Source organism: Bacillota bacterium (assembly GCA_023511455.1).
GTDB lineage: Bacteria > Armatimonadota > HRBIN16 > HRBIN16 > HRBIN16 > HRBIN16.
The window spans coordinates 1-23,158 of the sequence record JAIMBJ010000025.1 but is presented as its reverse complement, the minus strand read 5'-3'; the positions used below and the strand labels follow the sequence as shown (position 1 = coordinate 23,158).

General features: G+C 60.4%; 26 protein-coding genes. 11 read left to right on the top strand and 15 right to left on the bottom strand.

All coding sequences use genetic code 11. The features are described 5' to 3' along the window. The first annotated feature begins 76 nt into the window (after nt 1-76). The 5 genes from K6U75_12580 to K6U75_12560 all read left to right on the top strand — a co-directional run bounded on the left by K6U75_12580 (nt 77) and on the right by K6U75_12560 (nt 7,394). Nucleotides 77-2,080 (top strand): hypothetical protein, encoded by a 2,004-nt coding sequence (locus K6U75_12580; GenBank protein ID MCL6475875.1) that lies wholly within the window; start codon nt 77-79, stop codon nt 2,078-2,080. A gap of 305 nt (nt 2,081-2,385) precedes the next feature. Then, nucleotides 2,386-3,255 (top strand): DUF1559 domain-containing protein, encoded by an 870-nt coding sequence (locus K6U75_12575; protein MCL6475874.1) that lies wholly within the window; start codon nt 2,386-2,388, stop codon nt 3,253-3,255. A 178-nt stretch (nt 3,256-3,433) separates the two neighbouring features. Further along, complete coding sequence (locus tag K6U75_12570) at nt 3,434-4,657, top strand: glycoside hydrolase family 55 protein (GenBank protein MCL6475873.1); 1,224 nt, start codon at nt 3,434-3,436, stop codon at nt 4,655-4,657. A 102-nt stretch (nt 4,658-4,759) separates the two neighbouring features. Further along, nucleotides 4,760-6,334, top strand: a complete 1,575-nt coding sequence (locus tag K6U75_12565) for a neutral/alkaline non-lysosomal ceramidase N-terminal domain-containing protein (GenBank protein ID MCL6475872.1) — start codon at nt 4,760-4,762, stop codon at nt 6,332-6,334. A gap of 163 nt (nt 6,335-6,497) precedes the next feature. Continuing rightward, complete coding sequence (locus K6U75_12560) at nt 6,498-7,394, top strand: C40 family peptidase (protein ID MCL6475871.1); 897 nt, start codon at nt 6,498-6,500, stop codon at nt 7,392-7,394. 9 nt (nt 7,395-7,403) lie between these two features. On the opposite strand, the gene K6U75_12555 is transcribed toward K6U75_12560, so the two are convergent. From K6U75_12555 to K6U75_12540, 4 genes are read right to left on the bottom strand one after another with little or no spacing between them, the layout of a single operon-like run. Next, entirely contained in the window at nt 7,404-8,243 is an 840-nt protein-coding gene (locus K6U75_12555; protein ID MCL6475870.1) for a hypothetical protein, read from the bottom strand. Continuing rightward, a complete protein-coding gene (locus tag K6U75_12550) occupies nt 8,228-8,926 on the bottom strand; it encodes a glycosyltransferase family 2 protein (GenBank protein MCL6475869.1) in 699 nt (232 codons plus the stop codon). Before K6U75_12550 ends, K6U75_12555 begins: the two co-directional genes overlap by 16 nt. After that, a complete protein-coding gene (locus K6U75_12545) occupies nt 8,923-9,789 on the bottom strand; it encodes a copper transporter (protein MCL6475868.1) in 867 nt (288 codons plus the stop codon). Before K6U75_12545 ends, K6U75_12550 begins: the two co-directional genes overlap by 4 nt. A gap of 12 nt (nt 9,790-9,801) precedes the next feature. Beyond that, complete coding sequence (locus tag K6U75_12540; protein MCL6475867.1) at nt 9,802-10,929, bottom strand: hypothetical protein; 1,128 nt, start codon at nt 10,927-10,929, stop codon at nt 9,802-9,804. A gap of 165 nt (nt 10,930-11,094) precedes the next feature. On the opposite strand from K6U75_12540, the gene K6U75_12535 reads away from it, so the two are divergent. From K6U75_12535 to pyrF, 3 genes are read left to right on the top strand one after another with little or no spacing between them, the layout of a single operon-like run. Further along, nucleotides 11,095-11,910 carry a dihydroorotate dehydrogenase electron transfer subunit gene (locus tag K6U75_12535; protein MCL6475866.1) on the top strand — a complete coding sequence of 272 codons (816 nt, stop codon included), beginning with the start codon at nt 11,095-11,097 and terminating at the stop codon, nt 11,908-11,910. Next, nucleotides 11,907-12,845 carry a dihydroorotate dehydrogenase gene (locus tag K6U75_12530; protein ID MCL6475865.1) on the top strand — a complete coding sequence of 313 codons (939 nt, stop codon included), beginning with the start codon at nt 11,907-11,909 and terminating at the stop codon, nt 12,843-12,845. Before K6U75_12535 ends, K6U75_12530 begins: the two co-directional genes overlap by 4 nt. Beyond that, entirely contained in the window at nt 12,821-13,549 is a 729-nt protein-coding gene (gene pyrF, locus K6U75_12525; GenBank protein MCL6475864.1) for an orotidine-5'-phosphate decarboxylase, read from the top strand. The genes K6U75_12530 and pyrF overlap by 25 nt, the downstream gene beginning before the upstream one ends. Nucleotides 13,550-13,624: 75 nt before the next feature. On the opposite strand, the gene K6U75_12520 is transcribed toward pyrF, so the two are convergent. Genes K6U75_12520 through K6U75_12510 form a run of 3 tightly spaced genes read right to left on the bottom strand, consistent with a single transcriptional unit; the run spans nt 13,625 to nt 14,445 of the window. Beyond that, nucleotides 13,625-13,852: a hypothetical protein gene (locus tag K6U75_12520; protein ID MCL6475863.1), complete on the bottom strand. Its 228-nt coding sequence runs from the start codon at nt 13,850-13,852 to the stop codon at nt 13,625-13,627. Then, entirely contained in the window at nt 13,819-14,034 is a 216-nt protein-coding gene (locus tag K6U75_12515) for a hypothetical protein (GenBank protein MCL6475862.1), read from the bottom strand. Before K6U75_12515 ends, K6U75_12520 begins: the two co-directional genes overlap by 34 nt. Nucleotides 14,035-14,046: 12 nt before the next feature. Continuing rightward, nucleotides 14,047-14,445, bottom strand: a complete 399-nt coding sequence (locus K6U75_12510; protein MCL6475861.1) for a hypothetical protein — start codon at nt 14,443-14,445, stop codon at nt 14,047-14,049. 152 nt (nt 14,446-14,597) lie between these two features. Between K6U75_12510 and K6U75_12505 the strand changes: the two genes are divergently transcribed. Further along, nucleotides 14,598-15,782, top strand: a complete 1,185-nt coding sequence (locus K6U75_12505) for a ParB/RepB/Spo0J family partition protein (protein ID MCL6475860.1) — start codon at nt 14,598-14,600, stop codon at nt 15,780-15,782. 49 nt (nt 15,783-15,831) lie between these two features. Here the strand turns inward: K6U75_12505 and ispE are convergent, their stop codons facing one another. The 7 genes from ispE to K6U75_12470 all read right to left on the bottom strand — a co-directional run bounded on the left by ispE (nt 15,832) and on the right by K6U75_12470 (nt 21,220). Continuing rightward, on the bottom strand, nt 15,832-16,713 hold the full coding sequence (gene ispE / locus K6U75_12500) for a 4-(cytidine 5'-diphospho)-2-C-methyl-D-erythritol kinase (protein MCL6475859.1): 882 nt from the start codon (nt 16,711-16,713) through the stop codon (nt 15,832-15,834). Further along, nucleotides 16,692-17,054, bottom strand: coding sequence for a DUF1634 domain-containing protein (locus K6U75_12495; protein MCL6475858.1), 363 nt, complete (start codon nt 17,052-17,054; stop codon nt 16,692-16,694). The genes ispE and K6U75_12495 overlap by 22 nt, the downstream gene beginning before the upstream one ends. A 56-nt stretch (nt 17,055-17,110) precedes the next feature. Then, on the bottom strand, nt 17,111-17,974 hold the full coding sequence (locus K6U75_12490; protein ID MCL6475857.1) for a hypothetical protein: 864 nt from the start codon (nt 17,972-17,974) through the stop codon (nt 17,111-17,113). Nucleotides 17,975-18,051: 77 nt separating this feature from the next. Then, nucleotides 18,052-19,287, bottom strand: coding sequence for a right-handed parallel beta-helix repeat-containing protein (locus tag K6U75_12485; GenBank protein MCL6475856.1), 1,236 nt, complete (start codon nt 19,285-19,287; stop codon nt 18,052-18,054). Continuing rightward, the gene (locus K6U75_12480; GenBank protein ID MCL6475855.1) at nt 19,254-20,096 is read right to left on the bottom strand and encodes a M55 family metallopeptidase; all 843 of its coding nucleotides are present in this window, start codon (nt 20,094-20,096) and stop codon (nt 19,254-19,256) included. The genes K6U75_12485 and K6U75_12480 overlap by 34 nt, the downstream gene beginning before the upstream one ends. A gap of 26 nt (nt 20,097-20,122) precedes the next feature. Continuing rightward, nucleotides 20,123-20,494: a metallopeptidase family protein gene (locus tag K6U75_12475; GenBank protein MCL6475854.1), complete on the bottom strand. Its 372-nt coding sequence runs from the start codon at nt 20,492-20,494 to the stop codon at nt 20,123-20,125. A 6-nt stretch (nt 20,495-20,500) separates the two neighbouring features. After that, complete coding sequence (locus K6U75_12470) at nt 20,501-21,220, bottom strand: dihydrofolate reductase family protein (GenBank protein MCL6475853.1); 720 nt, start codon at nt 21,218-21,220, stop codon at nt 20,501-20,503. Between the two features lie 460 nt (nt 21,221-21,680). Here K6U75_12470 and K6U75_12465 point away from each other — a divergent pair, with 460 nt between their 5' ends. After that, nucleotides 21,681-22,280: a hypothetical protein gene (locus tag K6U75_12465; GenBank protein MCL6475852.1), complete on the top strand. Its 600-nt coding sequence runs from the start codon at nt 21,681-21,683 to the stop codon at nt 22,278-22,280. Then, nucleotides 22,264-22,494 (top strand): hypothetical protein, encoded by a 231-nt coding sequence (locus K6U75_12460; GenBank protein ID MCL6475851.1) that lies wholly within the window; start codon nt 22,264-22,266, stop codon nt 22,492-22,494. Before K6U75_12465 ends, K6U75_12460 begins: the two co-directional genes overlap by 17 nt. A 98-nt stretch (nt 22,495-22,592) precedes the next feature. Here K6U75_12460 and K6U75_12455 read toward each other — a convergent pair. Beyond that, a partial coding sequence (locus K6U75_12455; GenBank protein ID MCL6475850.1) for a hypothetical protein occupies nt 22,593-23,158 on the bottom strand: 566 nt, incomplete at its 5' end.

Sequence of the window (23,158 nt, the reverse complement as noted above, 5' to 3'; positions counted from 1 at the left end):
TACGCAAAGGGGATGAAAAGACTGTAATGCATTTCGTGCAAAAAGCGTCTATAATACAGGTGGGAGGGGAATAGCAATGCGCGCCCTGTTGGCTCTGCTCACAACTGGTATCTTGTGCATGGCGTGGCTATTACCGACGGCGGCGCAGCAACCGGCGAACGTGCCTGCGGCGCTGTCCGGTGGGGATTCGGCGTACCTCCGCTACACCGACGTGTTCATCGGTCGCAACACGCGCGGTCCCTATCTGCTCTCGTGGAAAGGAGTGCTGAACCGAAGCGAGCGCGTGGTGGTGGATGGGCGCACGCTCACACGCGGAGAGGAATACACCATCGATTACGCGGCGGGCACACTGACCTTCACGCAACCGCTGCGCAACGGGAGCATGGCACAGGTAACCTATGAGGTGGACGCGAAGACCGCTCAGCGCAATCCGCGGACGCTGCAACTGCCGCTGGACATGGAGCTGCTGAACGCCGCGCGGGGCAAACTCGCCCTGACCGGTGCCTACTCCGCCTCGCTGGATAAGCCCGGCAAAGAGACCACCCTGCTGGGTCTGACAGGCGAACTGTTGCCTGCGGGAAGCACCCAGATTAGCGCGACCTTCATGACCGACCCCAACGCGCGAGGGCGAATCGATGACAAAAGCGGACTGCGCCTGCAGGCAACTGCTAAGAGCGACCTCGCCGAATGGACGCTGAGCTACCTGCGTACCGGGCGCGAGTTCGCCGGCGCGCAGGCGTGGAAAGTAAAGCCCGATACCGATGCGTTCAGCACCGCGCTGAAGATGATGCTGAGCCAGCGGCTGAACCTGTCGCTGGGTTACCAGCAGAGCGAACTGGGTGGCGCGAAGGCGGCGGGCACGTCCGCTACCCTCGCCTATAACCCTGCGGAGGGCATCCGCGCCGTGGTCTCCTACCTGAATCAGGAGAACCCCCTCGCGACCGTGACCACCACCTCCGCATCGGTGAGTATGCATCGGGGCGCGCTGGCGGCGGGCATCGAGCGGCACACACAGGAACAGCAAAGCCTGCTGCAGGGGCGTTCGGAAGTCACCACCGACCGCCTGACGGCGCAGGTGAACCTTACTCCAAATACGCAGGCGCAGGCGTTGCTGGAGCAACAGAAGCTGACAGGCATGCAGGGCGCCACGGAACGCTCGGCCGCCGCGCTGGGAGTTACCACCTCTCCTGCACAGGGTGTGCAGGTGCGCACGGGCATCCGCTACGACGAAATCGGTGAGAAGCAGCAGACGGAACTGAGCCTCGGGTTGGAAGCGAAGCCGTCTTCCACCTATCGGCTGCTGGGCAGCTACATGCAGCGACAGGGAGAGCTGGGCGACCGCGCTACGGCTACCAGTGTGCGTGTGGTCAGCACTCCTCGCCCAACCCTGCAGCTGGAGACCGGGGCATCGCTGGAAACCACAGGCGAGCGGGCATCGCTGAAGCGGGACGTATTACTGGCGTTGCAGCCATGGCAGGGTATTCGGCTGGAGACCGGGGTGCAGGGTCGCTATGCTGGTGAGCGGGAGGACTATGTACGCACCCTGCGGGCGCAGATTGCTCCCAACCGCACGTGGCGTCTGGAAGCCACCCATCGGCTGCGCTTGCAGGAGGGCACGGTGCCGCCGGAGACGTGGGGGCTTGCGCTGAGTGTACAGCCGTCGCAGTCGCTCAGCGTCACGGGCAGCTACACGCGCAACCCGGAGGACAACAAGGGCAACATCAAACAGCAGGAGCAAGCAGACGTGAAGCTGCAGGCGCAGATGAACGCACTCACCCTGCGGGGAAGCCTGGGTGTGCGCCGTGACCTGCTCAACAGCACAAACATGACGCTGGCGGATGTGGCGATCATCTACCGCTTCTCGCCGCTGATGGAGATCTTGACGGGCTACCAGCTGAGCCGGCAACAGACCACCAGCGAGCTGGCGGCGCACACCTATCGACTCGGTTACCGCTATGCGCTGAGCGATGTGTTCAACGTCAGTCTGGAAGGCTCACTGACCACCTACCAGCGCGACCGCATCTTCCAGCCGAGCCAGACCGAGTACGAGGCGCGGTTGAAGCTGGGAGTGAAGTTTTAGTCTGGCGGGAACGGTCATTCTGTAACCCCACTACCCTTCTGACCGCAGCGAGGAGGCGGAGACCCTTTGCTGGCTCTCTCAGTGAAACGACTTGAGGTGCTTCGCAGGTGCGCGGCATCACTGACAGGTGCTGTCACAATCGCAGCAAGAGCAGTCTCCTCCCAGAGTTTTCATCCGACCACGTCGCAGTACACATCGAACCTTAAACGCCTTTTAACACCGATGCACCTCGGAACCAGTTGACTCTCCTCGTTACCGGTGCTAAGATTTATTGGCAAATCTACGTCAAGAGGAGGTATCGGGCAATGTCCAGAAAGGCTTTTACCCTGATTGAACTGCTCGTGGTGATAGCGATTATCGCGATACTGGCAGCCATCCTGTTCCCGGTATTCGCGCAGGCACGTGAGCAGGCACGCAAGACCAGCTGCCTGTCCAACACCAAGCAGATTGGTCTGGCTTCGATGATGTACGCGCAGGACTACGATGAGATACTTCCGGAGACGGGATGGGTAGGTCCATGTAGCGCGCCTCAGTCGGAGGGCTGTCGTGTGGTCACGGATGGCTCAGACCCCTACTGGAGCGGCGTGTTTGCCTTCCCGCTGGCGATTATCCCCTACAAGAAGAACTATCAGATTCTCGTATGTCCCAGCGACCCGGACCGTGGCGGTTTCAGCAAATTCGGCTCCACTTGCTACGAGTTGCAGCTGTTAGCCGCGGGCGTTCCCGGCGCGTACCCCGGTATCCGCAATGTGGTCAACGGGATGCGAGACGTGCTTCCCCTGTCGTACGCAGGAAACTACCTGCTCGCCGGAGGCTACTACATTAGCTGGGATCAGTATGACTGCCGCAAGATGTTGCCGATGGCGTCCATCCAGTTCCCAGCCCAGACATTCTATGTAACCGACGTCGGCAGCCGCATCGAGCCCAACGGCAACGCCTTTGCGGGCTGGTACATCGCACCGGGCTACGACAACGGCGCGCCAAACCGCCGATGGCCTAAGGGACAGCGCCACATGGGTGGGCGCAACTGGATTTTCGCCGACGGGCATGCGAAGTATTACCGCGACCCCGCCCTGACCAACCCCGACGGCACACGCAAGTCGCAGGCACAGCTCATCTGCGAGTACGAGCGCATGGGCATCTATACCTATCCGCAGGGACAAACCTGTCAATAAAGCGTAAACCATTAGCGTCGCGCAGGAATGGCTCCTGCGCGACGTTTTTATCCCGCAAGGACGCTTCCCGCTCTCTGCCGAATCTCGCCGCCAGAGAAACGAATACGGAGGTATTCCAGTCATGCGATGGTTTCTGTTAGTGATGTCCGTCATCTTGTTCACAGGAGGTATAGCTGCGATGGCAGAGCGTGATGTGTACAATGTGCGCGATTTCGGTGCGAAAGGCGACGGCAAAACCGATGATACCGCTGCCTTTCAGCGCGCACTGGACGAGGCGGGCAAGGCGGGCGGCGGCGTGGTGTACGCCCCAAGGGGAAATTACCTGTTCAAAGGGCACCTCGTGGTGCCCAATGGCGTCACCCTGAAAGGCGTGTGGGAGTCGGTACCCGCACATAACGGCATCCGCGACGCAGGGTTGCCCAAACCCACCGATGACGGTACGACCTTTCTCATCACCGGGGGCGCGGGCAGTGAGGAAGGTGCTGCCTTCATCACCCTGAACACCAACAGTACCCTGAAGGGCGTGGTGCTGTACTATCCCGAACAGAAGACCGACGACGTGCCCACTCCCTACCCGTGGGCAATCGCCATGCGCGGCAAGAATCCTGCTGTGCTGGATGTGGAGATGCTCAACCCCTATAACGGCATCGACGCCACCCAGAACGAGCGCCATCTGATACGCAACGTGCATGGTCAACCCCTGAGGCGGGGGGTGCTGGTGGACCAGATATACGACATCGGACGCATCGAGAACGTGCACTTTAACCCCTGGTTCAGCATGAAGCCCAAACTGTTCGAGTGGCAGATGCAAAACGGCGAGGCGTTCATCTTCGGACGCAGCGACTGGCAGTACGTTTTGAACACCTTCTGCTACGGCTACAAGGTGGGCTACCGATTCACCCAGACGAAAGCAGGGGTGTGCAACGGCAATTTCCTGGGCATCGGCGCGGACGACTGTCTGGTAGCGGTGCTGGTGGAGCAGACCGCGCCAATGGGGGTGCTGATTACCAACGGCGAGTTCGTCTCGTTTCGCGGCAGCGACCCCACCATGGTGCGCGTCGCCCCCACCCATTCGGGCACGGTGCGCTTCGTCAACTGCGCCTACTGGGGACCCAACAAACAGATTGCGGTGATTGAGGGCAGTGGCACGGTTGGCTTCTCCGACTGCACATTCATGCAGTGGGACAAGGACAAGGAGGGACGCGCAGCCATTCAGGCACGCGGCGGCACGGTGCTGGTGCGGGGTTGTGAGTTCCGCGACGACCGCCCGCAGGTGGATATCGGGGAAGGAGTGCGTCGCGCCGTTATCACGGACAACGTGGTCACGGGTGAGGTGCGCATCACGAACCGTTCTGCCGGAGCGGTGCAAATCAGCGGCAATGTCGGCGCTGCAACGCGGTAGCGTGTTCTTCCCAACGGCGAAGCTTTCGCAAGGAATCCTGCCGTTGCCGTAGAACAGGTTACCGGCAAGTATCTTCATGAGGGAGGGGAGGAGTAAACACCCATGTTCCGTTTGATGCCAGTGTTCTCGATTGCCATGCTGTTTGTCTTGTTGCCCCTGACTGCATCATGGTCACAGAGCCTTCAGGCAGGCGCAGCTCGTGTGAAGATAACCCCGGAGAAACTACCATATCTGGCTGGCTACAGCGCCAACCGCCGTGCGGAAGAGATACACGATGACGTGTATGCCACTGCGGTGGTGATTCAGGCGGGCGAGGTGAAGATGGCTATCGTCTCCTGCGACCTGATTGGACTGCTGTACCCCGCAGTGCAGGAGATACGCAGCAAAGTCGCCTCTGTACCGGCCTCCCACATCATCATCGCGGCGACCCATACGCATAGCGGTCCGGACAGCATCGGTCTGTGGGGACAGCCAGAGCAGGGCGTGTCGGGTGTGGATAAAGAGTGGTACGCCCAGATGAAGCAGAAAGTGGCAGACGCGATTGAAGAGGCAGCAAAGAATCTGCAACCGGCAGTACTGCGTGTTGCCAGTGGGGAGGGCGTGACGGGCGTTTCCCGCAATGTACGCGTGGCGGAGATACTGGATACCTCCATTGCGGTGTTGCAACTGCGAAACGCCAGCGATAACAAGACCATTGCCACCATCGTGAACTACGCGGTGCACCCCGAGCTGATGAACATTCGCTCGCTCACCTCCGACATCGTGCACTATATGCGCCAGACCATCGAGGGCGCGGAGGGCGGCATCGCCCTGTTCCTGAACGGTGCACTGGGCGGCATGGTCACTGTCGACTCGCCCGGCAACGACTGGAGGGAGTGTGAGCGCGTGGGTAACGCGCTGGGACAGGCAGCTCTGAACGCACTGAAGAATGCTACCGAGCTGAAGGAGGCATCCCTGTCCATACGACGCGCTGAAATCACCATTCCTGTCGAGAATGAGCAGTTCAAGCAAGCAGCGAGAGCCGGACTGTTCCCCGAACCCGTCCTGCAAACCGATGAGGTCGTTACCGAAGTGATGCATGTGACGCTGGGTCCGGTGGAGATGGTTACTCTGCCCGGCGAGGCGCTGCCGAACATCGGCTTCCAGATAAAGCGACACATGAAGGGGAACCCGAAGCTGGTCATCGGTCTGGCAAACGACGAGCTGGGGTACATCCTCTCTGAGGCGGATTACGGGCTGTCGCTGTATCGCTACGAAACCAGCATGAGCGTTGGCGAGAAAGCGGGGCGGCTGGTTGCGGACGCGCTCATCGCGATGGCAAAGCAGTCGCCTCCTGCGGTAGCGGAAGCAGCGAAATCGCCGGTAGCCGCTTTCTTTGACAATCTGCCATCACGCTTCCGCCCCGAACGGGCATACGGTGCTAAGGTGCTGTACCGCATCACGATTACCGGAGAAGGCGGTGGCGTGTGGGAGATCGAGATTGCCAACAACAAGTGTAACGTCCGCCGCGGAGCATCCGGTGCGCAGGCAGACGTGACCATTACCACCAACGCGCAGACGTTCCTCGCGCTGGTAGAGGGCAGGATGGGTCCGGAACAGGCATACATGAGCGGACAGGTAGTGGTGGATGGAGACCTGTTCCTTGCCCAGCGTCTCGGCGACTTCTTCTCGTTCTAAGCAAAAAAGGGCAGGACGGCGGCGCCCGACGTTCTCCACCGGCTCTTCCGCCCTCCTGCCCACCGCATCGGCTGCGTGGCGCGTAGCCACTTTTATCTTAGGACATTCGAACACGCCTGATAGCTGTGAAAAATACGGTATTTTGAGCCATTGGAGGACGAAATTGCCCCGCGCAGTAGCCATCCATAATGTGGTCAAAATGCACGCCCAGCCGGACGGCGACAGCGAGCAGGTCTCCCAGATGCTGCTGGGACACACCCTTTTGCTGCTGAGCCCTCCCGATTCCGGGCAAAACTGGGTGAACGTGCAGACGGACGATGGATATACGGGATGGGTACGGGCGAAGCAGATATGCCTGTTGGATGACAGCGAGGAGTACCCGGCACCCGGACAGGTTTATCGGGTCAACGCGCTCTGGGCGTTCGTGCGCGAGAAACCCGACTACAATGCCCCCCATTTAACGATTGCTCCGATGGGAGCATGGCTGGAAGGAAACGAGTGGTATGAGGACTGGCTTCGGGTCGTTCTGCCGGATGGGCGAACGGGCTGGATGGCGGCGCAGGACGTGACCCCGCAATGGGTTGCAATAAGCCGCGCGGGCTCGCTGCGTGTGGAAGGGACGGTTATCCTGCAGGGCAAAAATGTGGAGCCTTACCGTGTGCCGCGCATGGGCTGGCAAAACGCTCTGGTATACACTGCCAGACGGTTGCTGGGTGTTCCCTACCTGTGGGGCGGCAGTTCACCCTTTGGACTGGACTGCTCGGGCTTCGTGCAGCTGGTGTATCGCATGTGTGGACTGGTGCTACCGCGAGATGCCGACCTTCAGGCGGATTTCGCCCGAACGACGGCAGTGGACATTTCGGAAACGCAGCCAGGCGACCTCATCTTCTTCGCGGGGGGCAGCGACCCCCACCAGCGTACCGTGACGCATGTGGGGATGGTTATCGACGCGGAGCATTTCATCCACTCATCGGGTGGCGTTGGCGTCCACATCACCCGCATCGATGACCCCTTCTACAAATCCATCCTGTGGGGGATACGCAGGGTGCTTGACCAATAGCGGACAGACCTATCGAACCCCCATCCAGCGGTCTATCTGGTGTGCCCAAGGGGTGTTTTCGATCCACTGGCTGAGAGAGACACGTTCCGCGGCAACATGCAGCGCCGCCAGCAGGAGCAAGACGGTCGCCTCTGTCCACAGCGGCAGACCCGCCACCAGCGAGACGCCCAGCACCCCGCCCAGCAGGTTGGAGCCGACGTCGCCCATCATCGCCTCGCCAGCGGCGTCACGTCGGCGCAGCAAAAGCGCAGCCGCCATCAAGAAGCCCAGCAACGCCGCCGTCAATGCCTGCTCGCTGCGTAACAGGTAAACCACCGCGGCAACCGAAAGCACCAGAAACACGGAAACCGCCCTGCCCGGGCGCATGTCCAGCAGATTCATTGCGTTTGCCATCAGCGCAATCAGCAGTCCTGCCGGCAACACTGCCCAGCCTGTCTGCAACAGGGAGGCGATTGCCATCGCGAGAGCAAGACCACCCGCCGCTTTCAGCAGACCTGTTGTGACCTTGCCCTGCCGCAGGGCGCGCAGATGCCCCCGCAAGCCCCTGAACTCTGTGCCACCCCACAGGTCGTCTATCAGTCCCAGCAACCCGAAGCCAAACGCCGCCAGCAGAAACGCTACCGACAGCGCGCGTGTTTCGGAATCCGCTGTCCACGCCAGCTCCGCGTAAAGCACACTGCAGAACGCCCACCAGATGACCCCGTAGCTGCAGGGCACGACCTCGCCGCGATAGTTTGCCTTCAGCCAGTTCCAGCGGCGGCAGAGTTTGGGGAAAACGGCAATACCACCCAGCAGCACCACGAAAGGCGCCCCCACAAAGAGGATAATGGCGATCAGTCTTGCGTCCATAACTGCACCCGCCTCAATCCTATGCTGGCAAGCAAAACATGCCAGCCCTGTCTCGCCCTGTGCAGGAACCCCCGCCAGCTTCTGCCCGTGTAACGATGCCTCATGCGCACATCGACCTCCTGTACGCGCGCGCCCAGATGCGTTAGGTCGATGGTCAAACCCACCTCTACCCCAAAGCCCTGTGCCAGCGCATCCAGCTGCCGCAGCAGTTTCCACCGAATGGCTCGCTGACCGCTCAGGGGTGTGCGGAACCGTCTGCCCGTTCGGCGTTGCAACACCCATCGCGCGAACCCTGCCACCAGCCCGAAACCGCCGTGTCTTCCTGCAGGCGGCAACACCCCGATAGCCATATCCGCTACGTCATGGGCAATCGCTTCGTGCAGATGCACTGCTTCGCTGGCGGTGGAACCCACGTCGGCATCTATCAGCAGCACAATGTCCTCGTCGGAGGGTGCCTGTGCCTTTATCCATCGGAAGCCCATCGCCAGCGCACGCGACTTATCTCCGCGCCCCTGCCGCACCAGCACCGTCGCACCGGCTTCTCGGGCGCGCTCGGCGGTGTCGTCGCGGCAGCAGTCGGCAACCACCAGCACCTCCGCAGGCAGGGCTAGCAGCGCGCGCACCGTTTCTGCCACCGTTTGCGATTCGTTATGCGCTGGCACTAAGGCAAAGACGCGCCTCATTTGCCCTCCACGAGGGCGGGGGGAAGCACCCTATCCGCACTGTCCTTGACCCCGTACGCCTCTGTCTGCGCCTCAAACAGGAAAGGCAGCACCAGCTGTCCCAGCGCGATGTCGATACAGTCCACGCTGGCGATATCCGTTTCCCGATATACCGCCACGTGCGAAGACACGCAATCGTGCCTTTCCGTAGCCACCACCTCGATGCCTATGTTCTGCCATTGGCGAATCAGGGGGCGGTCTATCTCTGCCGCACGGACGCTGTCCGGCACAGAGCTCCCCCCGACAATCACCACGTAGCGGCAGGGCAGGGTGTATTCGCCCGAAGCGCGTATCAGCCCTTCACGACGCAATATCTCCACCGTCTGGTCGTAACCGAAAAGCGCCACACCGTTCGCGAGCGCTTTGACGATGGCGGTGAAATCGCCGGGCAGATTGGGCTTCAGGCTGCGCAAGGTGCGAATGATGCGCTCTTTTTCCTCATCCGTCAGCTCCAGCCATCGATTGGTGACCACCGTTACCGAAGCGATTTCCGCACCCGCATCGCGCAATGCTTTCAGGGTATCTGCCAGTGCGCGGTCGTCATCGCCTGTTTGCACTACCGCTATCCGTCGCGCCTTCAATCGCTGTTTGACCAGACGCGGCGTTAACTCTCTCATCGCCTGGTCCATGCGCTCGAAATCGCGGCGGTTGCGGTCGCTTTCGGCAGAAATACGGGCGAGGTCTTCCTGAATGCGCCGAATCAACCGCTGTTGTGTCTCCGCGGGTGCAGTGTTCAGAAACAGCCCCCCGATGAGCATCCCAACCGACAGCGCGAGGAACACCGCTGCCAGGCTGACCAGATGGTAACGCAGGTCTGCAAACATCCCGTTCTCCCCCTAAAAGTGCAAGCGCAAACGCAGCCATACCATTAAAAGACGAACGAGGTCACGTCCTATCGGCGACAGCAGGAAAGCCACCACCACCGGCGTCAGCGCTGCCACAAACAGCCAGCCGAACTCGCGCCAGGCGAACCGCTTGGGATAGAGCTGGCTCACCCCTTTGGCGTCCACCAGTTTATCGCCCACGCGCAGGCGCGTCAGGAAAGTGCTGGACATGCCTCTGCGCCCCTTCTCCAGAAACTCCAGCAGGCTGAAGTGCGTGCCCACCGCCACAATCAGCTGCGCTCCCTTCTCGTAAGCCAGCAGCATGGCGATATCTTCGCTGGTGCCCGGAGTGCGCCAGACCTTGTGTGGCAATCCCAGCCGCTGTACGCGTTCCAGGCCCGGCGAAACACGCTCTGTGCTGGTATACTGATGCACCACCAGTTCGGCACCACATCGCAGCGCTTTATCGCCGACGCTATCCATGTCGCCCACGATGATATCGGGATGGAAGCCCATCTCCAGCAGCGCGTCGGCTCCTCCGTCTACCGCGATGAGCACGGGGCGCATCTCGCGCAGATAGTTGCGAATGGCAATCAGGTCCTGTTTGAACCGCTCTCCGCGCACCACCACCACCGCGTGTCGCCCGGCTATCGGCGTACTGATTTCCGGCACTGCCAGCACATCCAGCAGGGCGTCGCTCTCTTCCTGCAGATATTCCAGCGTGTTCTGCGCAAAAGCGCGCAGCTCGCTCTTCAGCCGTTGCTGGGCAAGTTCCAGCAGCTGCTGGACGCGCGCCTCATCCAGACGTTGTAACGGAAAGGAAGCCTCTGGCAGGTGGTTCAGGCACAGGGTGTTCCCTGAAATGGTAACCTTCGCTCCTTCCTGCACCGCATCCGCCAGATTGCTGTCATGGCATTCATACAAAGGTATCCCCGCACGGAGAAGGATGCTGGGCCCCGCGTTGGGGTATCGCCCTGTGATGAAAGGGGAAAGGTTGACAACCGCTGCTATCTGTCGGTCTGCCAACGCCTCCGCCGCTACGCCGTCGAGGTCTGGATGGTCGATAATAGCGATGTCACCAGCGTGCAGCCGCTGTACCAGAAGCTTCGTTCGCCGGTCAAAGCGGGCAACACCCTGAATATCTGGGGTGGAGCGTTGTATGTGGAAGGTAGTGTGCGACACACTACATTAGTAACCGAAAAACGGCAAAAAGTCAAGATGGCTACCTGTCTTCGCGGCGCGGGCAGGATTCGCCTTGAGGTAAACTGAATAATCGGCAAAGGGAAACGGCGAACGAGGTGTTTCATGCGTTGTGCAGAGCATTGCGCAGTGGTTGCCAACCGACCGGTGGCAACCGGTCAATTTGAAATGGAGATCCATTGCCCGACGGTTGCCCAGTATGCGCAGCCCGGGCAGTTCGTGCAGATACGTGTGCAATGTGGTTACGAGCCGCTGCTCAGCCGACCGTTCAGCGTGTTCCGCAGGTTCCCCGAGCAGGGCAATTTCTCGGTGGTCTATCTGGTACGAGGCACCTTCACCCGATTGCTGGCAAGCAAGAAGCCGGGCGAGAGTGTCTTCGTGGTAGGGCCTCTGGGCAATCGCTTTGCGGTCGCGCAGCCTGCCGAGGACACGACCCATCTGCTGGTGGCGGGCGGAGTGGGTGCGCCACCGCTGTACCTGCTGGCGGAGGAGATGATACAACACGGCGTGCCGCGTGACAGGATAGTGGTGGTCAACGGAGCACGTCGGCACGACCTGCTGGTATGTCAGGAGCAATTTGCAGACCTGGGCGTCCGGCTGTGGACGGTCACGGAAGACGGCAGTCTGGGGGAGCGAGGCAAAGTAACGGACGTGCTGCGAGCGCTGTACGGTCGCAGCGAGTTGCTGCATGACCGTTGCCAGATATACACCTGTGGGCCGACCGGCATGTTAGAGGCGGTGGCGAAGTTCGCGCGTAAGCACCAGTTGCCCTGCCAGGTGTCTGTGGAGACGATGATGCCATGCGGACTGGGTGTGTGTCTGGGTTGCGCTGTGAAGGTGCGCACTGCCGAAGGCACAGACTATAAACGGGCGTGTGTGGACGGCCCCGTCTTCGACGCGGCGGAGGTGGTGTGGGAATGAGTGGGGTGAACCTGTCTGTGAATCTGGGACCGTTGCGCCTGCAAAACCCTGTGCTGGTGGCATCCGGAACGTTCGGTTATGGCAGTGAGTATGCCGACCTGGTAGACCTGAACCGGCTGGGGGGCATTATGGTCAAGGGAACGACTCTCCATCCGCGTGTGGGCAACCCCATGCCCCGCATGGTGGAGACAGCGGCGGGGTGCCTGAACTCCATCGGACTGCAGAACGTGGGGGTGGAGGCGTTCATCCGCGAGAAACTGCCCTTCTTGCGCCGGTACCGGTGCGCGGTCATTGTGAACATCGCTGGCGATTCTTACGAGGAGTTCGAACAGCTGGCAGAACGGCTGGATGGGGTAGATGGAGTGCACGCCCTGGAGATGAACATCTCGTGTCCCAATCAGGAGAAGGGCGGCATCCATTTTGGGGTGGACCCGGAAGCCACACGGGAGGTGGTTTCGCGAGTGCGAAGGCGCACCCGCCTGCCGTTGATGGTGAAGCTCTCCCCGAACGTGACCGACATTACGGTCACCGCGCGGGCAGCGGTCGATGGTGGCGCGGATATTCTGAGTTTGGTCAATACCTTCGTCGGCACAGCCATCGACGCCAAGACGCGCCGGTTCAAACTGGCAAACGTCACGGGCGGCCTGTCCGGACCGGCGATTAAGCCCCTCGCGCTGTATATGGTCTGGAGAGTCGCCCAGACGGTGAAGGTGCCCATTATCGGCATGGGCGGTATTATGAACGCGACCGATGCGGTGGAGTTCCTGCTGGCGGGGGCGTCGGCAATAGCCATAGGTACGGCGAACTATGTAAACCCGCGCGTCAGTATCGAGGTGGTGGAGGGAATTGAGCGCTACCTGCTCGAACAGGGCGAGAGAGACGTTCAGGACATCGTGGGCACGGTGAAGCGATGCAAGCCCGAGAGCGAATTCTGATTGCGCTGGACACTTCCGACGCCGAACAGGCGGTGCAGTGGGTAAAGTTGCTGTCGCCGTATGTGGGCGGCTTCAAGGTGGGGCTGGAGCTGGTGCACGCCGCAGGCTTCGGTATCTTTGGGCGTTTGCATGAGGCAGGTGCCGGCCGGCTGTTTTATGACGCCAAACTGCATGACATCCCCAACACGGTGGCGCGAGCGGTGCGCGCCATCGCGCGGATGGGTGTCTGGATGGTGAACGTGCATGCCTCCGGTGGGCGTGCCATGATGGAGGCAGCAGTGGAGGCAGCGCGTTCCGCATCCGAACCACCCTTGCTGATTGCGGTTACCGTGCTGACCAGCCTCTCCTCGCAGGAGTTGCGCGAGCAGGTGGGCACGCGCCGGGGAGCGGGCAATCAGGTGGTGCATCTGGCGTCACTGGCGAAGGAATCGGGTATGGACGGCGTGGTGGCGTCGGCGCAGGAGGCAAGGGCGCTACGCAAACGGCTGGGAGAGGGGTTTTTGATTGTCACCCCGGGTATCCGATTGAGTGGAGACAGTACAGGCGACCAGCGGCGCATCACAACGCCGTCCCAGGCGGTTCGGGCGGGGGCGGATTATCTGGTCGTCGGGCGTTCGGTGACGGCAGACGCCGACCCTGTGCGAAAAGTACTTCGGGTGGTGCGGGAGATAGAAGCGGTTGAGACTACATCACAACATCTGTAGCCGCAGGCTTTAGCCTGCGCCGGGGGAGACACCCCCCTGAAGCGTGCGGCTACGAGGGGGTGCTTCGAGAGACCGTCAATACCCCACGACAGCATCCTTCAGGGTATTGGGGCTTCCCTGACGCAAGGTGCGCAGCAGCTTCTCTTCGTAGAACTCCAGTGCCGCCAGCGTGAACAGTGCCCGCTCCGCCGATTCGCGCTGCAGGTCGCGGAACAGTGTAAGGGTGGCTACCAAATGGCGCTGTTGTCGCTCATTGGTGATTGAGGAAACTATGCCGCCTCTTCCCCCCATAATGCTTTCCATTCCTCCTCATCCCACTCGGCGTAGTCCCAGTTATCGCAGTCCAGGCGACGGCAGTAGAGCATCTCTTTGAGACTGCCGTCCATCAGCTCAACAGTAGCGATATATGCAAAACGACACTCCACGCAAAGCGAGGGGTCGATGATTCGCACCACTTTCAGGTCGGTGGGTTGCTTCTGCTCCATGCGTTTCACTCCTCATCCCTGATCTTCTTGCCAGCGCACATGCACGGTGAGCGATGCCTGCAGACTTGCTGCGGGAATGCGGGTTATATGGCTCAGCGCCAGTGCCACCGATTGGGCTATCCGTATCCGTTTCGGTTGACGCACCGGCGGACTACCCGCGGGCAACACCACCTCCGCGTGCGCGTGGGCTGGAAGCATTTTCTCCAGCGTACGTAAGAGCCTCCACAGTTCGCGTGGGGCACCGATACTTGCCTGCCGCAGGTCAAGAACCAGTTCACGGTATCCGCTGTGCGTTAGCGACTGCAAGATACGCTCGCAGCATCCTAACCTGGCATCGTCGAGCACACCGCGCCACTGCAGCACGGGTACCCCACAGATAATCTGGGTATCGAGAGCTGTGCTTTGCGGCATCGTTATCGCCCCTTCGTTTTCTGATACCATTATCGGTTGTGCAAAGAGTAGAGCAGAGGGTTTGCCTTCAGAAAACCGCAAAGGTACGGGTTTTCGAGAGCAGGGTGTGTGGAAAGGAATCTGTGAAGAGATACAGGGAGGGAATCGCTGAGATGCCAGACATGCAGATGATACCGCTGGAAAAGATTATCGCTGGCAAAAACCAGCCTCGTCAGACCTTTTATGAGGAGAGCCTGCAGGAGCTGGCGCAGTCCATCAAGGAGCGTGGGGTACTGGAACCCATCGTTGTCCGCCCGGCTGCTGATGGACGCTACGAGATTGTCATGGGTGAGCGACGGTATCGGGCGGCGCAGATGGCTGGACTTACCGAAATACCTGCTATCATCCGTGAGTTGACTGACGAGGAAGCCGCCGCCGATGCGCTGCTGGAGAACTTTCAGCGTGAAGACTTGAACCCCATCGAGCGGGCGCAGGCCATCCAGCGGCTACTGACCATGATGAGTTGGGAGCAAGTAGCACGCACGCTGGGTGTCAGCGAGAGCACGCTCAAGCGCCATCTGGAGCTGCTGGAACTGCCGCAGGTCATTCAGCAGGAGCTGATGAAGCCGCCATCGCAGAACGGCAGCGGCGGAACGTTCACCGAGGGACACGCGCGTGCCCTGTTGCCGCTGAACAAAGAGGTCAGTACCCAGCTGCGCCTCGTGGAGAAGGTGCGCAACGAAAAGCTCTCCATCGGCGACCTGGAGAAGATTGTCAACGCCATTCTGGAATACCCGAACAAGAAAGAGGCGTTCCTGCGCGTCCCGCTGCACGTTACCGAAGAGATGCTCAAGCACTTGGGGGCGCGGCGTGAACGCCAGCGACCTTACAAACCGCAGACCGCCGAACAGCACCTGAAGAACCTGCAGAAAGCCTGCTCCGCGGTGTCCGACCTGCTGGATGACCGCGTGATTGAGTTCATCAACACCCAGCAGATGAACCAGCTGCTGGCGACCACCGGCGAGCTGCAGCACGAGCTGGAGCAGTTCAATCAGCGCGTGCGCACCGCTTTGCAAAACAAGGAGTACGGCTTCCGCGAGGTGTACATCCACTGCCCCTTGTGCGGGCGCGTGGAGCTTATCGGTAGCCTGCGGTGTAGCGTATGCTGGACGGTGCTACGCCGCTGCTACGACTGCGGCAACTACGACCGCACCTACGAGCGGTGCGGCGTGACAGGGGCGCAGATTTTCGTCAGCGAGGCGGAGAACCCGAAAGAGTATTCCAAGTCGTACAAGTGTCCCGATTACAAGCCGAAGTTCGAGGTCTTAGCCCGCAAACCCCAGCCCAAAGCAGCCTGACCCCTCCCGCCCACTGGGGGTGCGTTGCCCAGCGCACCCCCACTTTTTGTTACCGCCAGCAGAAGTCACATCTCCACGCGCGAAATCCTGCCCGTCGCAGGCGCGTGAGCGCGCGATGCGCTGTGGCTTCATCGGCATACACGCCCATGACCCCCGATCCGCTTCCGCATAACAGGGCAGCCTGCGCACCGGAGGATACCATGAGCAGTTTGGCGCGTTGTATTTGGGGGTGTTCAGGAAGCACAACCGCTTCGAAGTCGTTGTGCAGTAGCGGTAACCAGTTCAGCCCCGCACGGAGGGCGTTCACCATTGCCGGTGTGCGCGGTGCAGGCAGTTCCTCTTCCTGGTTCATAGCGCGTTCTTCGTCGATGCGCTGATATGCCCATGCGGTAGAAACACCCGTTAACGGAGCCGCTATCACCAGCGGATAGCTGGCAGGCACGGGCAGGGGACTGACCGCATCGCCAAGCCCTTCCACCAGCGCGGTACCCCCAATCAAAAAGAACGGCACATCCGACCCGATAGAGATGGCTATTGATAGCAGGTCTTTCATGGAGAGGGGGCGTCCATGCAGAATGTTCAGGGCGCGCAGTGTGGTCGCCGCGTTGCTGCTGCCTCCACCCAGCCCTGCTTGTACGGGTATACCCTTGCGCAGGGTGATGTGTACACGCGGGTTTTCGCCCAGGCGGGCGTAGAACTTTTCGGCGGCGCGCCATGCCAGATTCGTCTGGTCGCAGGGAATCGCGGAGTCCGTACAATCGATGTGAATCCCTTCCTCGTTGCTCAGTTTCACGACCACCTCGTCGGCGAGACTGACCTGCTGCATCACCGACTGAATCAGGTGATAGCCGTCAGGCAATCGCTGCCGCACGTCCAGCGTGAGGTTCACCTTCGCATACGATGGCAGGGCTACCACGCGATACCTATCCATAGGCTCAACACCAATCCCCCCAGCACCAGCAGTGACGGTATCAGCAGGAAGCGTTGTTTCCGGATGATGGCATAAAGGCATATCGACGCGGAAGCGACAATCGGCGTCAGGATGACTGTCTGCAGTCCCACTTCCAGAAAGCCCGATGGTTCTGCCCGCAGCAGGCGATGCCACGCGGTGATGAAGGAGTGGGAGTGAGAGTCGGCACGGCTTCTATACCAGAGCATCAGCACGATGCCTGCCGTGAGTAGCAGCACGCTTACCGTGTTACCTGCACGAAGCAGCAGGGAGATTAAATGGTATAGCCTCTCGTTATCGTGGTGCGTTTGTTCATTGTTCATCACATCTTTAATCTTACCACGAAAACGCGCCGGACGCACTACCCGCGTGCAAGGTGTCATGAGTGACTGGACAGCGATTTCCTGCCCTGCTGGTTTGCGAATTCACCCGCTCTCAGAGCTTCAGCGAGCGCACTGCCTCCCATGAGCACCTGATGTCCTTCCATCGGCATCGTGAAGGGCAGGTCTGCATAGGGCTTTCCTGCCTGCCAGGTAGCATCTGCCAGCAGGTGATACGCCAACCCGGCACACGCGCCCGCTACAAAAGCAACCGACATGCGGTTCATCTCTGCCACCATCCTGTCCCAGAAGGGGTCATGCTCTTCCGGCAAGTTCTGGTAAACAGCATTGACCAGCAGGGCAAGAGAGAAGACCGCTGTCTCCAGCACTGTTCCCGTCAGTACAGAGTGGGTGAACGCCGAGCGATGGCTTCCAATGCCGCCAACGGCGATGTCTTTATCGGGGATGCCGCCATTGGCGTCGAACCCGCCCGACCCCGCAAGCAATCCCAATACGGCTGCTGCCAACTCCGGCGCCGCATCTCGGGGATTAGCCATGATGCGCTGGGCAATCGCCTGCACGTTCTGGGCGACGCCTTCGCCCGTGCGCTTTAAAGCCGCTGAGAGGTCTTGTAACTTCTTCTGGGCGTGCTCGGCGAGTTGACCCTGCCCAGCCGCTACATAGCCCTCTTTTGCTTCGCGAGCCAGTACGGTAATCATCCTCTTTGCAAAGGTGTATACGTTTACCGCACGCCTTTTTACAGCCATTCCGAAGATTTTCACGCTCTGCAGCGCCCATCGGGTCATCGTGTCGCGGTTGGTATGCTGGATAGCGTATCGCAGCTCGTCCAGAAGGCGCTGTATGCGGGCGGCAGACAAGGCGTCTGCTTGCCAGCGTGCGAAGGAACTGGTCTGTTGCGTCACGACACTTTACCTCCTGTCTTATCTCCGTTTACAATAAATTATGCCAAGTTATCCACTTCGTCTACACGCAAAGCTTATCAGGGAGTGGATTCGCTCTCCGACGGCAAAGCGTGCGCGCCCACCCCACGCGCCGGGCTAGCCTCATCCACTGACAGGTCGCCGTTTTGTGGCGCGCGCAGGCGGGGGTTTACGCCGTATACTCCCTCTTTTTCAGACACCGGCAGCATCGGTTTGCTTCGCTCCGGCGCATCCTCGCAATACCACCAGTTGCGGGCAAAGGTGAAGGTGCGCGGTGCGGTTGCCGCACCGATGTTCACCCCTCCCTCGAACCACTCGCCGGAACGGAAGACCACAAGGTTGTCGGTAAAGCGTCCGTGACAGCAGGGCACAAAACCCGGCTCGCGCGTCTCCTGCAGGATGCGAATCGCCCAGCGTTTGGGAAGGTAGATGGTGTTGTAGCGCACGGTCGCGCCGTCGACGCCCACAAAGCTCACCGCCGCTGTGGAACCGATAAAGAGACAGCCCTCGACCGTGATGTTGCACGCCTCCGCGTGTTCCCCACCCGGCTTTAGCGGCGGTCGGAAGAACTGCAGCCCCGTGCTACCGCCAATCTGCACGGCGCGTGCGCCCGCGTGTTCGAAGCGGCACCGCCGTATCGTGATGTTGCTGCTGCCGCCTTTGGCTTGCACCCCATACCCTCTGTCATCGGTGAAGCGCAAGGTACATCGCTCGATGACCCCGCGGTGACAGCCCACCATATCGATACCCTGTCCGCCGTCTCCCCATTGCTCCACCGTACAGCCTTCCACGCGAAAGTCGGTCACTCCGGAAAGTTTGATGCCATCGCAGTTGCCTTGGGGGCCGATGTCGCGCACGGCGATATCTTTCAGCACGATGTGGTGCGTCGGGGAATCAACCTGTCCACCGTCGTCGATGTTCAAGCCGTTATACCGCGCCCCTGTGATGACCAGTCCGCGCAGCTCCAGGTAAGCCGCCCTGCTGATGTGTAACCCTGTACCGCCGCCGCGAATGACGGGCGGTTTTTGCGCGTCTTGCCCAGCGATGGTGATGGGTTTGCCCGGTTCGCCACGCACGTTCTCCAGGTAAATCCCGCCTAGGTACTCTCCGGGCGCAAGCAGGATGGTCGTGCTGGGTCGGGCGTTGCGCACCGCCTGCCGGAGCTGTTCGCTATTGGTTACCCACACCACCTCCGGCTGGGCGGTCGACAACAAGGGCAGCAGAAGGCAGAAAGACAGGGCAACAGTTAGCCGCATGGTGTTCACCCCTGTCGGTATGCCATACCGGGTTGCCATGCTTCACAGGGGAACATGTAGATGTCGCGCGGGTCGTGGATTTTCCATGCCACCGTACGGGCATCCACACGCTGCACCCCGGCAAAACGGGCGCGTTCATCCGCCAGTCCACTGTATGCCCATTCCACCGACACTTCGATGGGTGGCGTTACCCGCCAGGCGTCGGCGCGGTTGGCGTTTTGGATGGCTTCGGCGATGTCGTGGCGGATGCGGGCGCGCACTTCATCCGGAGGGTAGAGTTCGCAGGTTGCCCAGCCGGTGCCGCGTTTGGTGGGGGTGCAGCGCACGTGCGGGAACAGTCGGCGCGCCTCCTCACACAACGCCTCGTCGCCCGACACATACACCAGCGGCACCCCGTATGCGCCCGCGTACAGCGCGAACTGGCTCATCTCGCCGTGCTCCTCGCCGTTAATCCGGTAACGGCAAATCTCTTTAGGCACCTGCGTGTGGTCGATGAAGCCGTTCAGGGTGCCTGCCATCGCGTGTTGACCGATCATCGCTACCGCGTGAACGGTCTCGTCCAGTCCCTCCATGCGCAGGGGGTTGAAGCTGCTGTACCACACCTGCTTGACGCGCGGGTCGAGCTTCTCTTGCAGAAACCCCCTGTTGCGATTGCATCCGTGCCCGTCGATGACGCGCACCTCCGTCGCTCCGGCGTCAAAACAGCCTGCGACGGCGGCGTTTACCTCTTCGGTGAGCTGCTTGCGTCCGTAGAGATACTCCGGGGCGTTGTCGTCGGGATGGTAACACTGCTCCCAGCGGTCGATGCCCGCCAGCCCTTCCATGTCGGTGCAAATCCAGATAATCATGGCTTTTCCTCCGCATGATGAGAGATTCAGTACGCGTCCAGCTCGCGCAGGCGTTCGTCGCTGATGCCAAAGTGATGCGCGATTTCGTGAATCAGGGTTCGCCGGATGGCATCGCGAATCCGCCCCGGCGTGCGATAGTGGCGTTCAATGGGTCGCTGGAAGATGGTGATGCGGTCGGGGAAGATGGGTTCGCCGGAGAGGACGCCGCGCTCGGTCAGCGGTACCCCCTCATACAGCCCGAAAAGGTCTTCTCGTGCCCGCAGTCCCGCCGTGCGCCGATGTTCGGGAAGCGGTGTCCATTCCACCAGCACCTCCACGTTCCTCAGGTGGCGCAGGATGTCTTCGGGCAGGGAGTCGATCGCCTCTTGCACCAGCTGGCGAAACTCTGCGGGAGACATCGCCGTTTACCTCACACGCCGGTAACGGAGATACAGCTCCCCCTCGTTTTCATAAACGGAAACGAGTTCCATTCGTACCACCTGCTCCCGCGGCAGTCCATCACCCTCTACGGATGTGGGGATGTGCCGCCCGCCCTTGACCTTTGGCGCAAGGGTCAGGAACCACTCGTCTATCAGCCCCGCGACGAACATTTCGTAGTTGAGGGCGCCGCCTCCTTCGCACAGCAGACGCTCTATCCCCAGCTGCTGCCGCAGGAAAGACAATGCCTGCATCAGGTTCACCTTGTCCGTGCCACAAACCACCACGTGGGCAAACTCCTGCCACTCTTTGCGTTTGACCTCCGGCACCTGTTCGGTCGTGAAAACCACTGCTTTGCCTGGCGCTTCCCGAAAGAAGCGCGACTCGGTAGGCACATTGCCGCTGGCAGTGACCACGGCCCGCCACAAGGTCTCCGGGTAAGTAACGTGTCCGGCTCGCAGCGTGCTGGCTCCGATAAGCACCGCCTGTGCGTTCCGTTGAAGCCGTTTCATAAGTGCCTGATCCATCGGGCTGCCCAGTCCGGCGGCGGTATCTCCTACCTCCCCCAGCGTGATTTTACCGTCCAGAGTGCTGACCATATTCAGAAACACGTAGGGACGGTCGGGTGGGGCAGGGGGAAAGCGTAACTGTTGATACAGCGTCTCTTCGGTATGCGTTTCACCGGCGAGGTCAAGCAGACAGCGCACGAGACTATCTCCTTTCGTCAGAGTCTGTATCGAGTATACCCGACGAGGGGGCAAACACTTCCGTGAAACAAAGGAACGAGAGGAGATCAGAAAAAGTTGGCGGCTGTTTCCGAAAAACGGCGAGGGTGTTCGAAATTGGTGGTTGAATGTATAGATTACTGAACCCCCTGGGGACTACTGGTCGAAGAGGATAACAGGCCGGACCGGAATGCCAATCCGCCCAACTGGTTTGATGATCGTCCTAATCACTGGGGCAGTGTTATTCCGCGTATGAACGAGAAAGTCGGAGGGCAATACATCGTACACTTCGCGGACATCGAAGTAACTGATAAGGCGGCAAATCCTAGGTTCACTGGTTATGGCCGATAACGGTGGTCTCGTCGAGAAAGACTGGTCTCGCGGTGGATGGCTGGATTACTTCTACCCGCGGGGCAAATGACTTTAAACAGGAGGTCAAACCGTGAAAACGAAAGCGATTCTGTGGCTAACGGTGTGCCTCATCACCGCTACCTGCCGTGCAGACTTGCCGCCGCTCAAGCAACAACTGAGAATGCCTGCGATTGTGCTACTTAGCACGCCCGAGAGTTGGGTGCAACTGTATCGTCTTTCCCAGCGCTCGCCACAACCCCTGTTAGACGTGCTGGAACAGTATCTGCAGGCGTGTGAAAGAGGGGAATACTTGGAATGGATTGGGCAGAGGGGTCAAGACAACTTGCCCAGTCGCAGGGCGTATGCGTTGATGCGTCTAGGAGATATCGGCGGGGAGGAATCCATCGCCGCGCTGCAGCGTTTCCTGAAGCACCGTTTGCAACACGGTGACCTGTATGCGCTGTGGGACTCCATTGCCGCTCGGGTGACCATTGAACGGATACAGGCGCGACTGAAAGGGCGGGATGCATACATCGCCGAGATGATCCGTTGGGCACGGGGCGATTTCACCCCGTGGCAGGAGCAGCGCCTGACGCGGTGGAACCGGCTATCGGAGATCCAGGTCAACGTGGAGACACCCTACCGCAAAGATATGGCTGTGCGCGGTGTTAGGCATGCTCAAAGCGCGTGAGGCGGTTCCCACGTTGCTGGAACTGTGTAAGAAGTCGGAGGTATGGTGGGGCGCACATCAGGCTCTGGCGGAAATCGGCGACAGGCGTGCGCTGGAGGTTATCGGCAGAGGACTGCGCACTCTGGACCCTGCAAGAGCCCTGGACCTCTTGCCTTTGGAGCCCGGGCAGGTCGACCCTGCATGGGCATACTGGCAGATGCGGTCATCACGCTGAAGCAGCGCAGGGAATGACAGCCAGATACTGGACGTGGAAGTGAGAAACGTTACCTCCTCTCCTGTCGTGAGACAGGAGAGGAGGTAAGGGGATACGGGCTACTCATCGCCAATCGCGCCGAAGTTGAGCACCAGTATCCCGAAGTCGAACAGCGTCACCTCCTCATCCCCGTCCAGGTCGGCATCGGGGTTCCAGTTGCTATCGCGCGGCACACTGCCGAACGCCGCGACCAGTGCACCGAAGTCGAACAGCGTCACTTCGTTGTCGCCGTCAATATCGCCGTTGGTGAGCGAGACGTCAACACCCATCACATCGGAACCAACCACGTCCACTCCACGCACCACCGTCCGCAGCCAGTGGCTGGCTTTGAAGGCGAGGTCGTAAGTGCCGTTTTCCACATCGGGGATGGTGTAGTTGCCGTCCGGGTCCAGGTAGATGACTTCGCTGCGAATCGTATATCCGCCCTGACGCAGCTCCACAGTGATGGGAATGTCAATGACGGGCGCGTCCCAGTCGCGCAGTTCCACCCGTCCGGAGATGCTGTACAGCATGGGCACCCAGAAGTACTGCTCGCCGGGGATGTCGCCAAAGTTCACCAGACGCGGCTCACCCAGATTGCCTCCACCACCGATGCCCGCCAGCACCTGATTGGACACATAGTCGT